Genomic DNA, 18,196 nt, shown 5'->3' with positions numbered 1-18,196 from the left:
TTCACCCTCTTCGACGGGTTCGCCCTCTTCAACCGGCTCGCCTTCTTCGACAGGTTCACCTTCTTCGACGGGTTCGCCCTCTTCGACGGGTTCGCCCTCTTCAACCGGCTCGCCCTCTTCAACCGGCTCGCCTTCTTCGACAGGTTCACCCTCTTCGACGGGTTCGCCTTCTTCGACGGGTTCGCCTTCTTCGACGGGTTCACCCTCTTCTACGGGTTCACCTTCTCCGGGTTCGCCCTCTTCTACGGGTTCGCCTTCTTCGACGACAGGTTCACCGGTAATGGCGACGGATCCGCTTTGGAATACTGTATCTAAAGCTGCGAACGAAGCATTTGCCACCATGGACGTCTGGGGCACGTCGGTTATAGTGATTGCTGCCGTTACTCCCGGATCCCCTACGACATCGAAGCTAATTTTTACAGCCTCATATTCTCCCGGCGCTAATACTTCATGGGCGCTGGACATAAAGTCGACATAAAATGCAATGCCAAGCTGACCAACGTCAACATCGTCAGCCAGTGTTTGTATTGCCGGCGTATACGCTTCTAAACCGCTGCCTAAAGATGCAGACACATACTGCAATTCAGTGGGATCGAAAGCCACGCTCAGCAGAAAACCAATTTCATTCCCTCCTGTGGCAACCAAATATACAGGAACATCTACAGCCGTTCCGGTATCTGCAGAGACTTCCGCGATTGTCAACGACCTTACCGGCTCCGGTTCGCCTTCTATGACCGGCTCACCTTCTTCGACAGGTTCACCCTCTTCAACCGGCTCACCTTCTTCGACGGGCTCACCTTCACCATCGTCTTGCTCAAAGAATGCCACCAACGTGGAATCTAGCCAAACATCAACACTAACGTTCTCGTCATAACCGTGCTCATTTCCATTGAGTTCCCACTTAACAAAGTGCCAGCCCGGAGCGGCGATAGCTTGTACCTCGACTGCAGAGCCGGCGCCATAGGCATGGGTACCCGGCGCGGGAATCGTTGCGCCATTACCATTGACGGATAGCGTTAATTCAGGTTGTTTGAAGTTTCCGACCACGCTGCGGTCTTGATCCATGGTGAGAAATATCTCTGTATTATAGGGAAATGCTTCTCCGACATCACCGGTCCAACCTAAGAAGTTAGCTCCGCCTTGGGGGAAACAAAATAATTTAATGTCATATCCGGCGACGGCGGCCACTTCATATTCTCCCGGAGGGGGAAAAATAATTCCCAAGGACGCATCGCTTATCCCAATGGTTAGCGTGTGGGCGCTGGCTCCAAAGACGGCCACAAGCTCATAATTTTGATTCATGGGAAGTAACCGGCTAAAAAGTTCTCCGCCTTGCGTTCCTTGCCATCCACCCCAATAGGATCCGGTATCGGGTGTGTTTGCCAGTTGTTCCGACTCACCTGCCTTATATCCCCAGGTTCCAACGGGCGGTTGGGTCGTTCCGGTTCCGTCTCCATCGTGGGTAAGCGTTATTGTAAAATCACCTTCCACAAATACAGCGGTCACCGATTCATCATTGTTTATTACAATGGTGGTTGTAGGCGAGTTAGGATTGGCAACATTGCCTACCCAGTGAGAAAATACAGAACCGCCGCTAATTTTAAGAGCGTTTAGCTCAACGACTTTCCCGGCTTCAAAACGATACTCACCGGGATCGGGACTTGTGTTACCCAAGCCGTCGACTGAAAGCGTCAATACGGGCGCATCACAAGGAGCAACCTCTTCAATGTTTACGTCATATCCGGCGGCCTCTAAGTCGGGGACATAGGTACAGACACTGACTTTATTGAGTGGATTCCCTTCCAAGTCTATGGCGAGACCCGGTTCTGCACTCAAATCGAGCAATACTTCAATATCGGTAATTTGATTATAGGACAGGGCAAGGTCTTCTAAGCCTACAAACACCGACCAATCAATAAGGGCGAGATCATCATCATCAATATTGCAGTAAGCAAAGCCGAGTTCTCTCAAGTTAGTAAATCCATTAACAACGTCTATGCCGTTTGTAATGTTTACCATTCCTAGATTTAAGGCTTCTAAATCTAAAGCTGCCAAGGGGGCAATATCTAAGGTAATCGCTGAGGAATGAATCGTCAATTCAGCCAGTTTTCCCATCCCTGCAATGGTGTTGATCGCAGCATTGGTAAGGCTGTTTTGATCGCCGGGTTCCCAGCTAAAATTAATTATAAAGAGGTGACTTACGGGCGCGTCGCCGTCTGCGAGCACTTGGATGTCCCCATCATCAATTCCCATATTCAGAAAAAACAGACCGAATAAGTTAGGCAGGTCTGCAATGGGCGCTAAACTCTCAATATCTCCATTGCCCAAAAAAGCTGCCTGTAAATTGTCGGCTTCTTCTAAGCCGGTTAAATCCGTCACACCCTGAGGCATTGATTCCAAAGGATGAAAAGGATCTCCCACAAAGATGAGACCTCCTTCCACGTCATTGAGTCCCGCTCCCGCAGAGGAGAGACCATCGCCGATGAGCCAGTTACCGTCCACCGCGCCGGGTATCCCGTCGTTGCCGATGACTGCTTCAACGGCAGTCTCCAACATGGGGTCGGGCATCAACACATCACCGGGATCTCCCGCAGCGATGAAAGGCAACAAAGAAACAGCAAGTATTACTACGACTTTCCACGCATTCTTCATGATCAACCTCTCATTGTTTTTGAAATAAACACGCTATCCGTGCACAGTGTTTCTATTTGCTTCATTCTATAGAAAGCATTTTACGTTTTCAAGTTTAACGTTACAAAAGATAAGCAAGTATAGCTTTTAAAAGGCCGCTAAAACAAGACCTGCTACACATTTCATTATAATCTTTCAAAAATAAGATGATTTATAACAAGTATAAAAGGAACGAAGCGGTGAATTCGATTAAAATTTCATAGTTTGACGGCAATCCCGCCATTATTTACGGGGCGACTTGTTGTAAATACGAGATATCTCCCGTTTGTAAAATGACGTTAACCACGTTCAACACGTTGTGAATATCTTTGAAGTGGGTCAGGTTTTCCAGTAGATGGGTATAATCGAGAAAAATATTCAAACTCTCTACGAAAGCATTGTAGGTAGTTTGCAAAACTTCTAGGCCGCCCGGGATATCGATGTAATTCGCCAATACATCCATGGCATCAAGAGCGGCAGCCTGCGTATCAAGACCTGCCAAATATTCGTTGGTGTAGGCGGCGCCTTCCATGAGCTGCGTCCCCAGTTCACCAACACTTTTATAAATCATCATGGCCGTGTCATACTCACCGAGGGACTGATAATATTGCCCATAACCGAGCAAATCGCTTTTCATCTGTGTGATCAATCCATATTCATCGGTGCCGCCGTAAAAAGCCGCCACTGTATCTGCCAAGTCCGAGGACAGCCCTGCTGCCTGCAGCGCCGCACTGTGGTACCGGGCATTATCAAGACCGAAAGCGCCGGCCTGTTCCATACGTGATGCGAATTCGATGCCTTCCAGTGCGCCGGCGAAATCGCCCTTCGCAAAACGGAGCCGCGCATCCATATATCCTACCAATGCGTTATCGGGCGCCAAGGCACGCAAGGTGTTGAGTTGCTGCTGTGCCTCATCGTAGACGTCGGGATCGTTGACGAGCAGGCTCGCCAAAGCGAAGCGCAGTGCGGCATCGTCGGGATCTTGCTTGAGTGCTTCACGCAGCATATGTACGGCTTCGCCTTCAGGCAGGAAGCGGCTCATCCCGGTTATTTGTGCAGCGGTCAAGTGTCCTTCATCGAAGAGGCGCCGCGCCACGGCGGGATCTAAAGCGCCCCATCTTGCCAACATGGACAAGGCATCCGCCTGGCCGGCAAGAGCGGTTTCCTTCGCTTGTAAAACATCTTCAATTGTAAATCCGGGCGTGCTGTTTTCTTCTTCGGCTGCGGCAGCAAGGCGGGCGTCCTTGAGCACGGGCCTAGCAACAGCAAAAAGCTGATGCAGTTCATCGGTCCGCCTTGTGCCGGTCGGGCGGTGTTCCTCTTCTTGAAGGGAAGGTTCCGTCGAGGATGCGGATCGGGCGGAGGCTGGAACCGTAGTGCTGTCCGGCTTATGGAGAGCAAGTTCGCGATGATGGCCGCTCTTAGACTGAAACACAAGGATGGAGAACAAAGCGATGGTCAACACGAAGCTGGCCGCCATAGCGCTGCGCCAGTTCCAAGAAGGCTTCGTGCGCCTTCTTGCAGATGCTGTTTTCTCAGACTTAGGCAGAATATATAGCTTTGCCGTCTGCTGCTGTGCCGTGTCATGCACACGCTCTTGGATTGCTGTCAACAGCGCGGCGTCGGGCGTGTGGTTGCGCAGCGTATGCCCCAGATCGATGAGTGTATCTTCGAGGGGTGTCCTATCTGTCCCATGCTCTTCCTGCGCGATACGCAATTCCAATTCATCGGCGAGGTGAAGCCGCGGCGCTTGGATGCGCAGACTTTCGCCCAAGTCCTTAAGTTCTTGTTCTAAGTCTTCGGTATCTTCTTCGCAAGGAAAAAGGACCGCGCTTAGGGTTTCCTGCAATTGCACGGTCGGGCTTTGTGCACGCAATGCCGCGCCCAAGGCTGTCAAGGCTTGGGCTTCTTGTTGTAGATCTTCCAACTGCCTGCGCAGCGACGGGTCTTTCTCAAGACGATCTCGGATGATATGGCGGATGTCAGCCTCGGAAATACCTTCGAGGTAGTCCATCAACATGGCTTCCGTAATTATGGGACCGTCTTTTTTCACTGAATATCCGTTCTTTTATCTGTTTTCCGCCGCAACAAATTCAAGGCCCGGTGGCTGCGCGTGCGCACAGCGCCTTCAGTACTCTCTAGAACCTCAGCAATTTCTCGGAAAGAAAGTTGTTCAAAATAACGAAGCACAATCACCTCACGCATATCTATAGGTAATTCATTTACAAGCTGCAACAGTGCTCTTTTGCGTTCATCAGCGAGGATAGCTTCCATCGGATGGTCGGTAGCGGTTTGCGATAAGCTGCGCACACTGCCGTCCTCGCGGGTTTCATAGGCGTCGAGGCTCTCCATGTGCACTGTCTTTCGGCGTTTTAAGAGGTAGAGGCACATATTCCGTGCAATACACAACATCCACGGCCGAAAAACACGATCGCTGTCGAAACGTTCGCGGGCGGTGTAGATCCGTAAGAAAGTCTCCTGTGTTACATCCCGTGCACTTTCTGTACTGCCCAAAAAATGGAGACAAAATCGGAACAGATCATTTTGATATCTTTCGACAAGACCGAGCAAAGCGTCTTTGTCGCCGCCGCAGAGCATATTCATCAACTGTTCATCGCTGCATTCAGTGTAGCGTTTCATGAAGCCCTCCTTGCGCCGTGAACCACAGCTTCGTTCCGAGGTAATCATGACTCTCTCTGAATTGCACACAATCAGAGTACAATTCATCGGCGTTTTTTGTTACCGCCTTTTCAAGCCCTGTTTTCAATCGTGCCCAATCTTGATGATGAATCGTGTAGAAACCGCGTTTCACGTCTTAATTTTTTAACAGCTGCTCTCTTATTTGAACGGGTTGAAAAAAGTCTTTGCCCAAAAGTAGAGAACCCGACACAGCCTTATTCAATAAGGAGCATTACATACTCATTACAATCGTAGAAAAAGTGTTTAGGCTCCTCGTGCATCGAGCCACTCAATTATTTCTTGCGCATCAGGGCCGTAGGCGTCTGCCCCGATTTTTTTGCAGAAGTCCCAATTCAAGGGAGCGCCGCCAATCAAGACCAAGGTTTCCGGGCACTTCTCTTTGATTAATCGCGTCGCCGCCTCCATATGAATCATAGTCGTCGTTAATAAGGCACTCATCCCTATGATGCAGCCGGGCCGTTTTTCCAGTTCTTCTACAAAGCGTTCCGGCTGCACATTGACTCCCAAATCTATGACCTCGTAGCCGGCGCCTTCCATCATCATACACACCATATTTTTGCCCAAATCGTGGAGATCGCCTTTTATCGTTCCGATAACCAACACGCCGCGATGGGTAACTTCACCGGAAGCAAAATAGGGCTTCAGCAATTCCATGCCCGTTGTCATACTCCTTGAAGCCATGAGCATATCCGGTATGTACAATTCTTTCTTACTATATTTAATCCCCACTTCTCTTATACCCGGCATCAATCCTTTGCTAAGAATTTCATTGGGGTCCACGCCCTCAGCCAGTGCCTCCTGCACCAGTTCAAAGACGCCCACTTCGCCTTTTTTATTACTGGGGTGAACGGAATGAATATTTTCTCTGCCACAAACCACGGTGGCTGCGATTTTCTCCAAAAGGTCCATCGATTTTCTCCCTTTGATGTTCTTTACCGGTGCTTGGTTCAAGATTTTATATAAAAACAGTCTTGTTGCGGCCATACGCAAGGGGACCCACATTCAGCCCGTTGTGAATCCCATTGAGCATCTTCGATTAAAAGCCAGTGCCTGCTAAGCCTGCCCAGAAATCATATCATAAAGCAAAATAATCAAAAAATATCATTTTCAGGGTACTGCGCCAACAACAGCCGCCGCAGTCCTGCGCCTCCGGAAGACAGCGCCTTTCCTTAGGAAACTCTGCTGTCGCCATATCCCGCTTTGGGAAAAATCTCTTTGCGCATATAATTCACAGTCTTTTCTATTTCTTGGATCATTTCTTCGCGCCCCTTAATTTTATATTCAAAGTGGAGCGATACGGGACCGGCGAAACCTGCATGAGTCCGAAACAACGCTAAATAACGGGCCACATCAACCATGCCTTCGCCGAGGGGACACCACAGGGGCTTCCCATCCTCAAAGTAAAAATCTTTCACCGACATCATGCGCACCCAGGGCGCCATCAGCCGGGCGGTAATCTCCCAGTTGCCGTATCCGTTTTCAACTTGTGCGTGGCCCACATCAAAATTGGAACCCAAATAGGGGGAGTCTACCTGCTCATAGATGCGGTACAGATCCCATAAGTTGGCGCCGAAATTATTTGCTCCCGAATGGTTATGATAACCCGCTGTGATTTCATGTTCTTCCGCCACTGCTGCCAGCCCTCGTATGTCTTCGGTAATACGGCGCAGCTGCTCGGCAATCGCTTCATCTTGGACATAGCGGTGGCTGCCAATACGGCAATAGGAGATACCGCATTGTTGCGCCGCCGCGAGCACCTCAGGCACATAAGGATCTTTCGCGCTTAGATAGTCGGTGGTGATCATGGGCACGGCGATCCCCTCCGCACGGAGCGCATCAACTGCCTTCGGCAAATCAACGGCAACCCGTTCAGGGCGTACATGTCCGCCACGGCGTACGGTCAAATCAACGCCATCAAGTCTTAATTGTCGACAAGTCACCGCCAACTTCTCATAATTAAGAAATTGAAGATGCTTGGAAAATACACAAAGGGGCGGCGCTTTCGCAGCTTCGGCGTCGCTTCCTTGCGCTGCGCCTGCCGATAAAGATGCAGCCGCCAAACCGGCAGTACAGGAAGCTAGGAAATAACGTCGGTTGATTCTATTGATGGGAAACTCTCCTATCGTAATGTCCGGCGCAGCACATCCGTATGCCGTGATTAGCCAACCACACTGTCTCTTTAGGGTTGTTGCGGGGGCGTATAAGAATCCTGTCCATCCGTGAGCCATTCGAGAGAGAAAACAACAAAAACATTTTCTTTGTGGATATCTTTTTCAAAGAGCAAGGCTATATGACCATTATTTAAAATGGTTAAACTGGAGTATTCCGACGAACCGGAATAAATGGTCTTGCCTTCCGACCAGCTTTGCGCCTCATCGTAACTGATGCGTACTGTAAGATTTTCACGCTTCTTCTTCGATTTTGCGTTGGCAAAGAGCAGCCGATTTTTATCGTAGCCCTCCGACATCGAGGTATATCGGATTAGGCTTGCGTTGCAACTGGGGTCGATCAGCGCAGGCTCAGGCTTGCCTCGCCAATGAGCGCCTTGGTCATCGGAACGAAATACATAGCGTCCGCCTTTGTTTGTTATCCGGCTGTTCACCATCCAACTGCCATCAGCCAATTCCACCACTTTGGATTCATCAACCCCTTCAAGGGGCGTGTCGATAAAAAACCAATCTTTTCCGTGGGTCCGGCTGCCAAAGAGATGAACGCCTTTATCCATATTGACAAGACAATGAAGCAAATCACCGGAGCGTGTTTGTATGCCTCGGCCCGAGGTTACAAATTTAAAGTCTTTGTGCCAGCTCGCCTTTGTTATCTGAGCGGTAATATCTTCAGCTTCGCCCCAAGACCGGCCATTGTCTTTGCTTCGGATAACATGGATCCGATAGATGCCCGGTTCCGTGTTGAAATCCATAACGTTATATAAAAGAAAAACTTCATTGCTCTGCCAATCCACTATCATGGCGGTATCGGAAGCGGATTTGCCATACTCAAAATCGACGATACGTTCCAAGGCTGACCAAGTCAGTCCGTTGTCTTCGCTGCGACGCATGACCAAATTCGTATCTTTGCTGTCATGAAGATCGGCGCATTTTCCCATGCGCTCGTCCATCACAGCAATAAGCACCCCGTCAGGAGTGGTCACCAGCGACGGAATACGATAGCAGCCGACACCCTCGCACATGGAATTGTTGAATAAATCATGGCTCACCATAATCCCCGGAGCGATACCTTCCGGCGCAGCGAAAACACCCGGCTGAACGAGTATCAGTAATGACATAACGAAGATAAAATGAATCTTCATGCTCTTTCCTCTTCCTTTACGGTTGCAGCAAGTACGCTCCCGGCGTGAACAGGGATACGAGCTTCATTTCCACTTTAACATAAAATCCCCTCCCCCTACTCTAGTTTCATTATTACATTTCTTTTGTAGGCTATTCCATTTCCAAAAGTGTCTGCCAAGAGGAAGAAGGCTTTGCAATAACCGCTTTCCCCCTGCGCCGCACAGCGGAATCATGAGGCGATCCCAACCCCCCGTTCACTCCAAATTCAATACTAGAACGAGCGCTAAAAAAACAGGACCGCCTCACAATCGAGACGGCCCTTATAGTAGAGACTAGATTCTATATGAGCGTAAACGATATGAGAAGATGCCGACGCCCATCAGACTTATTCCAATGAGCAGCCAATCACCAAGACCCTTGTGCAGCAATTCCGGTAAGGACAGAATCTTATCATTACTCTTGCAACAACCGTTGCTTTCTTCCACATCTCCGGGCTCCCCTTCAGTGGACGTCTCGCTCTCAAGAACCCTAGACCGCGATATACCGGGCACAAGACTTTTGTGTTGTTGAGGCGTTGCGTTACACGCCCATTGCCAACCCATCCGTGTTATTCTGATCGCTGCGAGAAAGAAGACTTTCTCTTAACCCGGTGATTTGTTACAATCTAATGCTATGCCGCGGCCGTAAAAAGGTATTGTCTGCAGGTCTCGGCAAAGCGCAACAATTCAACGAACATCCCCGTAGCATGTTTGTTTCACGCAGCCCTGTTCTTCAAAAGAAAGCATCCTACCATGACCTTAACCCCATTTCCTGACCGCCTTTACGAACAGGCAGAAAAACCGGCTCGTTACATAGGGGGTGAATGGAATTCAATTGTGAAAGACAAGGCAGACGTAAAGCTGCGCCTCTGTCTTGTTTTCCCGGATATCTATGAATTAGGACTGGGTAATCTGGGTCTGCAAATTCTCTATACCATTTTGAACCAAGAAGCGGACATATGGGCGGAGCGTGCCTATCTTCCCGGGCCGGACATGGAAGCCTTAATGCGTGCCCACAACGAAACCTTACGCATGCTGGAGTCCCAAGAGCCGGTCACCCAAGCGCAAGGGATCGGTTTTACCCTGCAATCAGAATTAACTTATGTTAATGTGCTCAAAATTATCCAACTTACGGGTCTGCCGCTTTTTTCGGAAGAACGAGACAGCACGATGCCCCTCCTCTTCGCAGGGGGACCTTGTGCCTACAATCCCGAACCTCTCGCTCCTTTCCTCGATTTCTTTGTGATCGGAGATGGCGAGGACGTGATTTTGGAAATTGCGAAATGCCTGCGCAAGGGCAAAGGCGCGCTCAAAGAAACAGTGCTGCAAGCCTTGGCGGAAGTGGAAGGGGTCTATGTGCCCGCTCTCTATGGGCAAGAGAAAATAAGCGATACCCTTTGGCTTCCTGACGCGAGCAAGCCGCCCATTCACGCTGCTTTCCTCTCCGATCTCGACCAAGCCATCTACCCCGAACGCTATATCACGCCCTATGTCCAACTGGTACACGACGGCGTGGGCGTGGAAGTCTTGCGCGGCTGCACGCACGGATGCCGCTTTTGTCAGGCAGGCATGCTGACGCGGCCTGTGCGGGAACGCTCCGTGCCAACCGTATGTAAGCTCCTCGATGGGGCACTCTCCCACTCGGGCATGGACGCCGCCACTTTAGTCTCTTTATCCACCTGTGACCACTCCCAAATCAATACCTTGCTCCGAGAAACAGCGCAAATCGCCGCTGCCCATCAAGCATCACAAGCGCTGCCATCGCTGCGGCTCGATCGCTTTTCCGTCGCCATGGCCGATTATGTGAGTTCCCGACGGCGCAGCGGACTTACTTTTGCGCCCGAAGCAGGCACGGCACGGCTGCGCGCAGTCATCAACAAAGATCTTACAGACGAACAGCTTTTTGAGTTGGCTCATGACGCCTTTTCCCGAGGCTGGACCCATATTAAACTTTACTTTATGATCGGACTGCCCACCGAAACAGATGCTGATGTGGACGCTATCGCAGAACTCTGTCTTCGTACACTCCGTGAAGGGCGAAAAGCACGCTCCAACGCACAGCTGCGCTTAGGCGTCTCTACCTTCGTACCCAAAGCCTTCACCCCTTTCCAGTGGGCGGCTCAAATCGGCCTGGAAGAAACGGTGGAAAAACAACGGCGCTTAGCGTCCCTTTTGCGGAACAACCGACGCATCATCTTTGGAAGGCACAGTCCGGAAAGCTCGTTCATAGAAGGCCTGCTCAGCCGTGCCGACCGACGCGCCGCAGCACTGCTCCATAGGGTCTTACAACATGGCGGCGGCTACGAGAGCTGGAGCGAACATCTCAATTTCGGCGCGTGGCAAAGAGCCATAGAAGAAACGAACTATCCCGTGGCAGAACAATTTGCCGAACGGCAAGCCGACGCACGCTTCCCTTGGGATCATATTGACGCACAAGTCAGTCGCGACGCCCTCTTCGAAGAATGGCAGCGCGCCCATGAGGAAGGTTTTACACAGGATTGCCGTGTCGGTCCCTGCCATCTCTGCGGTGCATTGCGTCACAGCGCCGCCGCCTGTACACTCATGCAAAAACGCAGCAAACAGGGTGCCGAGGAGGACGCGCCTCTACAGGAACGCGCCCTTGAGGCACATGAGGATGCGCCTATAGCTGTGCAACGACTGCGCTTTCAGGTGGGCCGCACAGGCCGCCTTCGTTTGCTGAGTCATCTGGAAACGGCGGAGGCGTGGATACGGGCGCTGCGCCGTGCCGGCCTCGCCTTGGCGTCATCACAGGGTTTTCATGCGCGCCCTAAAGTTACCTTTTCCACCGCTATGCCTGTAGGTGAAGAGAGCGAAGCGGAACTTATGGACGTGGTTTTGGAAAAAGAATATGATCCTGCACAGGCCTTAGCAGCGTTACGTGCCCAATTGCCCGACGGCTTCACTGCCTACACTGTTGAAGAGCGGCCCATGAAGGAGGCTTCCCTCATGGCGCAGCTGCAGGGACACCGTTATCTCTTGCTGCCCGATCATATGCCTGAAGATATGGCGGTAAAAATCGAAGCACTCCTGGAAAAGGAGCAATGGCATATGGAACGGATGGTGAAGAATCGCTCCAAGTTTGGCGATAAAAAACGCAAAGCCATCACCATTGATTTGCGGCCCCTGGTAAGCGAATTGGCCTGTGTAGATGCACACGAGGATACAGAACAACGGACAGCCGTCACCTTCACCACCCTGCTCACAGAGGGACGCCTCGCCAAACCCAAAGAACTGATAATGCTTTTGGGATTGGATCCTATTGCCACCCGGGTACGCAAAACAGAAAGCTTTTTAGAGGCCTAGTGCAGCGCGCCGGTTTAGGCTTACGCCAATCCCATAGGCTCCGATAAAAACAGCCGTTTATCCATGTCTTTAAGATTGGGCGAAATAATGGGCATGAATTTCATGCGCTGCAAGATGTCCCGTTCAAGATCAATACCGGGCGCTACTTCCACAAGCATCAGCCCTTCTCTGACCATTTTGAATACGCACCGTTCGGTGATGAACAAAATCTTTTGCCCGTCTTCGCGCGCGACCTTGCCGCTGAAGGTAATCTGACCGACGGCGTCGACAAACTTTGCCACTTTGCCGTCCTGACGGATGAGCAAATTTCCCGATTCCACGGCAATATCGGTGCCCACAGCGGAAAACTCACCACAAAAGAGCACTTCCCTCGCACTTTGTGTGAGATTGATGAAGCCGCCGCTGCCGATCACGTTAGCGCCGAGCTTGCTCACATTGACGTTGCCTTCGCCGTCCACCTGTGCCATGCCCACACAGGTCACATCCAGTCCGCCCCCATCGTAGAAATCGAACATGGTCGTCTGGGACATAATGGCGGAAGGGTTCTGGGCAGGGCCGAAATTTTTACCGCCTTGCGGCAATCCGCCGACCACGCCTATTTCTGTTGTCATGGTCAGCTCTTCGAGCAAGCCCTCTTCCTGGGCGACTCGAGCAACGCCCATAGGAATCCCTACACCGAGATTGATAACGTCACCGCCCTTGAGCTCCATGAGGGCACGACGGCAAATGACTTTCTCCGGGGATAAGGGCATGGCTTCCAGCGCGCCGCTCAGATCGGCGAGCTCGTCGCCCGTATAGCTGGGATCCTGCTCAACGAAAAGCGTATGAGGGTGCGTTTGGCGCGAAGATGCAACCACAACGATATCAACCAAAATACCGGGAATATGCACATTAATGGGTTTGGCAGGCGTATCACTCAAGCGTTCCACCTGGGCAATGACCAAGCCGCCGCAGTTGCGCGCGGCCATGGCAGCGTCCAGCCCTTCCATGGACAGCGCCTCATTTTCCCGTGTAATATTGCCGTTCGGGTCGGCGGTGGTGCCGCGGACAACAGCGGCTTGCACCTTCGTCGGTTTATAGCGCAGGAATTCGCGTCCGTCGATTTCGATAACTTCAACCAGATCTTCACAGTCACGGGTGCGTTCATTGAGTTTCCCGCCTTCAATACGGGGATCCACAAAGGTTCCTAAACCCACATGGGTGATGACGCCGGGCCGGCCGGCAGCCACTTCACGGAACAATTGGGTAATAACGCCCTGAGGCAAATTGTAGGCTTCCACCTCATTGGCGGCAATGGTCTTAACCACTTTGTGATTCAAACCGGCGTGACCCAAGACGAGCCGTTTGATCATGCCCGGATAGGAGAAATGGTTCATTCCGCGATTTTCCGCGCTAAAGGGGCCGATGCCGGCAGCCCAATAGACGGTCAGACCTTTGGGTGAACCGGTCGCCTCATAGACACGATGAAAGGCCGGGAAGACCTCTTCACTGGGCATGGCTTCCAAAAAAATAGTGGCTCCATCGGGGATACGCTTTACTGCTTCTTCTGCAGACAATACGATTGCCATAGATACATTTCCTTTGTGGCTGGTTTTGAGAGGAATGTGTGTTTAACGATTGCAGCGGATGGATCAAGGGCGCTGTGGCTACAGGGCCGACAACAAGATCTTCACGACTGCTTTTTTAACCTCTACAGGGCGGGCATTTTCCCACACTTGCGTGGCGTGCACATCTTGCGGAAAAAGCACGGTAAAAAATCCCGGTCGATTGAGTACGCGCACCGGACCAAAATCCGGTCGTTCAAAAAACAGTGCGTCTGACGCGGGATCATAAGGCGTTTTTATGGTTAACTGTGAACGAGGAAACCAATCAATGCATTCGGTGCCCGTCACAGACATTTGGATATCCACATAAAGATCGTGTCCTTCAAGAACCGTATCTTCGGGCGCACAGGTGGTGTAACACATGACACGACCCTTGACTTGATCACCGACAAGGGATTGCATTTCACAGGGCGGCGTATCTTCGTTCAAGCTGAGCAGATAGTCGAAAGCCTGTTGCCAAAGCGCATTGTTCGGATAATATTTTTTCCAATTGTCAATAATATCAACGATCATGAGTAGTTCCTGTATCGGATGAAAACACATGGTACCCTGCGCTGCTGCGCACTGCATCAACGCCGCTTGCATAAAGGTGCCTCTATATTTCTTTCCGCGCGGGACATGTCCCCGTTCCTAGTCGGATCTATAGAAATCACCATAAGATCAAGAATAGTGTGACAGATTCGCCCAATGAATTCAAGAAAGCAGGGAGCGCCGCGTCCAAGGTTTGACAATAGCCCCCTCTATAGGTTAAAAACAGAGTTGCTTTGTTTTCCGCAAAACGCGATCTGAGCGGTAAGAAAGCACGCCACGTACAACGACCTCTTATATCCCTTAAAGGGTCAACGCTTACCCACTGTAACTATTTTTTATCCAATTGGGAGAAGATAATGAAAAAGATCCTTCCTCTTATGCTTGTGTTTAGCATTACGTTTGTGTTGATGGGCTGTGCCACACTGTGGACACCGCCCGAAAAGAATGACCTTAAGATTGTCGATCACCAAATCCATCGCGACAAGAAAGCCATCATCATCCGTGCCGTACACGTTCCCGGACTCTTAGAAAAAGGGGCGGCACTGGAATACATGGTGCCCGCCATGGCGAAGATTGCCAAGGTCGGCGCCAACGGGATCTGCCTCGATCTGGCCGGGTTCAGTGCTGACGGCAAAAGTCTAGATCCCGCTGTTGCTGAGACTATCGAAAGCTACGCGGAACGCGCCAAAGATCAGCGCATGTTCTGCGTCATCAATGTCTTGGGAGACTCAAGGGATTCCACCTTCCGTAAGAACGCCGTGCGCAGCGCAGCAAAAGTATTGGGCACGCAACGGAAAGCCTTATATATCATTGACGGGCCGGACGCGCCCCCATTGGCAGCAAGCTTTAAACGGCTCGCGCCCAACCTCGTCCTTGCCGCCCCCGAAAATGGTGATGTGAAAATCATGACCGATCCCGCCGTCGCCGGCAATAACGGTTTGGTATTGCTATCAGGAAGCCTGCCTGAGGAACCTTGGGGCAACACCAATTATTTGCTGCCCGATAACGATCAAAGCTATACCATGCTGGATGAAGCCTACACGAATCCCGTCGAGAAAATGCCGTGGACACCTGATAACAGCAAGCTCTCGGAAGAGGAACAAGCCGAAGGATTCGTTTCCCTTTTCAACGGCGTCGATTTGGATAACTGGTGGAATTATTATCATGAAGGCGAATCTTTCCGCATCAACGATGACGGCTATTTGGAATGCTACAAAGCCGGTGCCGGCGGACTGGTGACCCGCGACCGCTACGAAGATTTCATTCTCCGCCTTGAATATAAATTTAATGATGCAGACGCTAACAGCGGCATTCATTTGTGGGTGCCCCGCGCCGCACGACAATCCAAAATCGGATTTGAGATCCAGTTAATGGGCGACTCTGATTTGAAAGAACCTCACGACACCAGCACGGGCGCTGTGTATGATGTCGTGCCTGCATTGACTGTGGCAACCCATCCCGAAGGCGAATGGAACGCCTTGGAGATCCAAACCCAAGGCTCCCATTTAAAAGTAACCTTAAACGGAATTATCATCCAAGATTTCGATATGGATGAGGTGGAAGAATTGCGCTATCGACTGCGAAAAGGATTTATCGATCTCCAAGACCACGATGATTATGTGGTCTTTCGCAACATCCGCATCAAAGAACTGTGACCCTGATTAGAGCGGAGCGCAACACGCCGGACACGGCATAATGTGGAACCCGCCTCAGGCGGAACGGCGCTGTAGATGAATTCATCTTGCCGGCGGAAAGACCTAGGTCTTTCCCCGGCATAGCGTCCGGGGTCGAATCAACAGGATTGCTCTTCTATGAGAGGAACCATTCAAAACTTTCAACATGACTTACTCGCTTGGTTCGAGGATGAAGCACGGGATTTGCCTTGGCGGAGAACCAAAGATCCCTACCGCATTTATCTCTCAGAAATCATGCTGCAACAAACACGGGTGGATCAAGGGCTCCCCTATTATGAACGCTTCTTAGAGCGCTTTCCCGATCTGAAATCTTTGGCAGACGCCGAAGAAGAAGAGGTATTGAAACAATGGGAAGGGCTCGGCTATTACACCCGCGCCCGAAACCTGCACCGAACAGCACGGATCCTGATGGAACAATACAAAGGAAACTTTCCCGATACACCCGAAGTTTTGCAACTCCTGCCCGGAATCGGTAAATATACGGCGGGCGCCATTGCCAGCATCGCTTTTAATAAAGCGGCGCCCGTATTGGATGGCAATGTGAAACGAGTCCTCGCGCGCATCAACGCACTGAAAGCCTCTATCGACGCCTCAGCCGTACAACAACAGCTGTGGGCTATGGCGGGATCCCTCTTGTCCCAAAAAGAACCGGGCGACTTCAACCAAGCCATGATGGAATTGGGCGCGCGCATCTGCACGCCGAAAACGCCCGATTGCCACGACTGTCCCGTGCAAGTCCATTGTGAAGCCTATAAGTTGGGCTCCCAAGAAGAGCTGCCTATGCGAAGTGTCAAAAAAACGGTGCCCCATCATGAAGTCGTGGTTGCAGTTCTCTGCAAAGGCGAAGGCTACTTAATCGGCAAGCGCCCTTCCACCGGTTTCTTAGGCGGACTCTGGGAATTTCCCGGCGGCAAACTGGAAGCCGGCGAGAATCATCAACAGGCGCTGATACGGGAATGCAGAGAAGAACTGGGCATCGAAATTGAGCCGGGCGGACTCATAACCGTTGCGAAACACGCCTACACCCATTTTAAGGTCACCCTGAACGTCTTCCGGTGCCGTGTGGTGAAAGGCAAGCCACGTCCGAATTTTCACACCGAACTAAAATGGGTGACCCGCGACGAATTCGACGACTATCCCTTCCCCAAAGGAAACCACAAGTTTTTGAAACTCTTGTAAGACCGTGCCTGCCCACTTGCCGGCGCACAATGGATTCGGCTAATCAAGCGATTCAAAGAGACGCGTGGGCGGTTCGATTTCTTTTTCTCCCACAGACTCTTCCAACACCGGCTGATGCAGTACTTTGATGGGCCCCTCACTGCGCCCATAAATCCAGTCGGCAAGACGGGAGACCCCTTCTTCTGCCGATTCGCGTACAGGCAGCCAAAGATGGGCAACTTCTTCATGTAATACAGAAACGCCTTTATTATAGGTCCACGAGACGACCTCAAGATTTTTTTCCGGGTCGCGGCCCGCTAGTTTCAGTCCTTCCCGTATGCTCACACCGTCCTCCGTGGCACTGGCATCAATCAACGCCGTTATGGACCGATCTTGTAACAGCGCCTCAACAGCGACGGTCACATTCTTAGGGCCGAATTGAATGTTTTGAATCAATGCCGGATCCATGCTTACCCCCGCCTCATTAAGGGCTTTCTCATAACCGCGGAGCCGCTCAACGCCCGGTTGATACCCTTCAAAGGCTTTGAGCATGGCAATGCGGGTATGGCCGCGTTCCAACAGGAATCGGGTACTTTGATAAGCTCCTTCCACATAATCGACCGTTGCACTGCTGCACTCAGGGAAAGCATCGAGTCTTCCCAATGCCAAATAGGGGTGGCCCGCATTATGGATCAGCCGGATTCTGGAATCATCTACCGCCAAGGGACCTATGAGCAGAAAGGCTTTGAAGAGTTGTGCAAAAAGACCACGGACATAATCAACACTGACTTGCGGCGCTAAGGTTGCCAAATCAAAACACACATATTCGCCCGGACCGCTGAAGACCTTATAAAGCAATGTAAAGAGCCACAGCAAAAAACTTTGGCTGGCAGGTGATGCTTCAAAAGGAACGGGCATCGCCACGCCGATGCAGGCGTTTTGTTTCGCACGCAATCCCCGCGCACCGATATGGGGAGAAAAACCCACATCCTTAATAATTTTCTCAACCCGTTTACGGGTAGCAATACCCACACCCGGTTTTTTGTTCAATACCTTGCTCACCGTATTGGTGGATACACCCGCAACCTTTGCAACGTCGTAAATAGTCCACTCCCCCTGTCTTGGCTCAGCGGCAATAGGACTTTCTATGATTTTTGTTAGGTAGTCCGTATAAGGCGGTCTCACCG

Annotated in this window: 12 protein-coding genes and 1 pseudogene; 4 read left to right on the top strand and 9 right to left on the bottom strand. The window is 51.2% G+C overall.

Going from position 1 to position 18,196, the window contains the following annotated elements:
* Window positions 1–136: 136 nt before the first annotated feature.
* Window positions 137–232: pseudogene (locus GX117_06005) on the top strand (peptidase M4).
* Window positions 233–2,917: 2,685 nt separating this feature from the next.
* Here GX117_06005 and GX117_06000 read toward each other — a convergent pair.
* The 6 genes from GX117_06000 to GX117_05975 form a co-directional block, all read right to left on the bottom strand.
* On the bottom strand, window positions 2,918–4,723 hold the full coding sequence (locus GX117_06000) for a hypothetical protein (protein ID NLO32895.1): 1,806 nt from the start codon (window positions 4,721–4,723) through the stop codon (window positions 2,918–2,920).
* Window positions 4,720–5,310, bottom strand: a complete 591-nt coding sequence (locus GX117_05995) for an RNA polymerase sigma factor (protein ID NLO32894.1) — start codon at window positions 5,308–5,310, stop codon at window positions 4,720–4,722. The genes GX117_06000 and GX117_05995 overlap by 4 nt, the downstream gene beginning before the upstream one ends.
* Complete coding sequence (locus tag GX117_05990) at window positions 5,294–5,482, bottom strand: hypothetical protein (protein ID NLO32893.1); 189 nt, start codon at window positions 5,480–5,482, stop codon at window positions 5,294–5,296. The genes GX117_05995 and GX117_05990 overlap by 17 nt, the downstream gene beginning before the upstream one ends.
* A 131-nt stretch (window positions 5,483–5,613) precedes the next feature.
* Window positions 5,614–6,279, bottom strand: a complete 666-nt coding sequence (locus GX117_05985) for a cobalamin-binding protein (protein NLO32892.1) — start codon at window positions 6,277–6,279, stop codon at window positions 5,614–5,616.
* 260 nt (window positions 6,280–6,539) lie between these two features.
* Window positions 6,540–7,430 (bottom strand): sugar phosphate isomerase/epimerase, encoded by an 891-nt coding sequence (locus GX117_05980; protein NLO32891.1) that lies wholly within the window; start codon window positions 7,428–7,430, stop codon window positions 6,540–6,542.
* A gap of 119 nt (window positions 7,431–7,549) precedes the next feature.
* Entirely contained in the window at window positions 7,550–8,680 is a 1,131-nt protein-coding gene (locus GX117_05975; protein ID NLO32890.1) for an exo-alpha-sialidase, read from the bottom strand.
* Between the two features lie 771 nt (window positions 8,681–9,451).
* Between GX117_05975 and GX117_05970 the strand changes: the two genes are divergently transcribed.
* On the top strand, window positions 9,452–12,022 hold the full coding sequence (locus GX117_05970; protein ID NLO32889.1) for a TIGR03960 family B12-binding radical SAM protein: 2,571 nt from the start codon (window positions 9,452–9,454) through the stop codon (window positions 12,020–12,022).
* Between the two features lie 20 nt (window positions 12,023–12,042).
* Here the strand turns inward: GX117_05970 and GX117_05965 are convergent, their stop codons facing one another.
* On the bottom strand, window positions 12,043–13,590 hold the full coding sequence (locus tag GX117_05965) for an acyl CoA:acetate/3-ketoacid CoA transferase (GenBank protein ID NLO32888.1): 1,548 nt from the start codon (window positions 13,588–13,590) through the stop codon (window positions 12,043–12,045).
* Between the two features lie 78 nt (window positions 13,591–13,668).
* Window positions 13,669–14,139: a DUF386 domain-containing protein gene (locus GX117_05960; GenBank protein NLO32887.1), complete on the bottom strand. Its 471-nt coding sequence runs from the start codon at window positions 14,137–14,139 to the stop codon at window positions 13,669–13,671.
* Window positions 14,140–14,513: 374 nt separating this feature from the next.
* Between GX117_05960 and GX117_05955 the strand changes: the two genes are divergently transcribed.
* Together GX117_05955 and mutY are read left to right on the top strand one after the other, a co-directional pair.
* Window positions 14,514–15,812, top strand: coding sequence for a DUF1080 domain-containing protein (locus GX117_05955; protein NLO32886.1), 1,299 nt, complete (start codon window positions 14,514–14,516; stop codon window positions 15,810–15,812).
* 156 nt (window positions 15,813–15,968) lie between these two features.
* Window positions 15,969–17,030, top strand: coding sequence for an A/G-specific adenine glycosylase (gene mutY, locus GX117_05950; protein NLO32885.1), 1,062 nt, complete (start codon window positions 15,969–15,971; stop codon window positions 17,028–17,030).
* Window positions 17,031–17,069: 39 nt separating this feature from the next.
* Here mutY and GX117_05945 read toward each other — a convergent pair.
* On the bottom strand, window positions 17,070–18,196 hold a 1,127-nt coding region (locus GX117_05945), incomplete at its 5' end, for a LacI family transcriptional regulator (protein NLO32884.1).

The sequence above is a fragment of the Candidatus Hydrogenedentota bacterium genome (genome assembly GCA_012523015.1).
In the GTDB taxonomy this organism is placed as follows: domain Bacteria; phylum Hydrogenedentota; class Hydrogenedentia; order Hydrogenedentales; family CAITNO01; genus JAAYBJ01.
This window is presented reverse-complemented; position numbering and strand designations above follow the sequence as displayed.

Bases quoted from the DNA above. Each gene is read 5' to 3' on its own strand.
- GX117_05970 (NLO32889.1), top strand. From the start codon at position 9,452: ATGACCTTAACCCCATTTCCTGACCGCCTTTACGAACAGGCAGAAAAA.
- GX117_05975 (NLO32890.1), bottom strand. From the start codon at position 8,680: ATGAAGATTCATTTTATCTTCGTTATGTCATTACTGATACTCGTTCAG.
- GX117_05965 (NLO32888.1), bottom strand. From the start codon at position 13,590: ATGGCAATCGTATTGTCTGCAGAAGAAGCAGTAAAGCGTATCCCCGAT.
- mutY (NLO32885.1), top strand. From the start codon at position 15,969: ATGAGAGGAACCATTCAAAACTTTCAACATGACTTACTCGCTTGGTTC.
- GX117_05985 (NLO32892.1), bottom strand. From the start codon at position 6,279: ATGGACCTTTTGGAGAAAATCGCAGCCACCGTGGTTTGTGGCAGAGAA.
- GX117_05995 (NLO32894.1), bottom strand. From the start codon at position 5,310: ATGAAACGCTACACTGAATGCAGCGATGAACAGTTGATGAATATGCTC.
- GX117_05955 (NLO32886.1), top strand. From the start codon at position 14,514: ATGAAAAAGATCCTTCCTCTTATGCTTGTGTTTAGCATTACGTTTGTG.
- GX117_05960 (NLO32887.1), bottom strand. From the start codon at position 14,139: ATGATCGTTGATATTATTGACAATTGGAAAAAATATTATCCGAACAAT.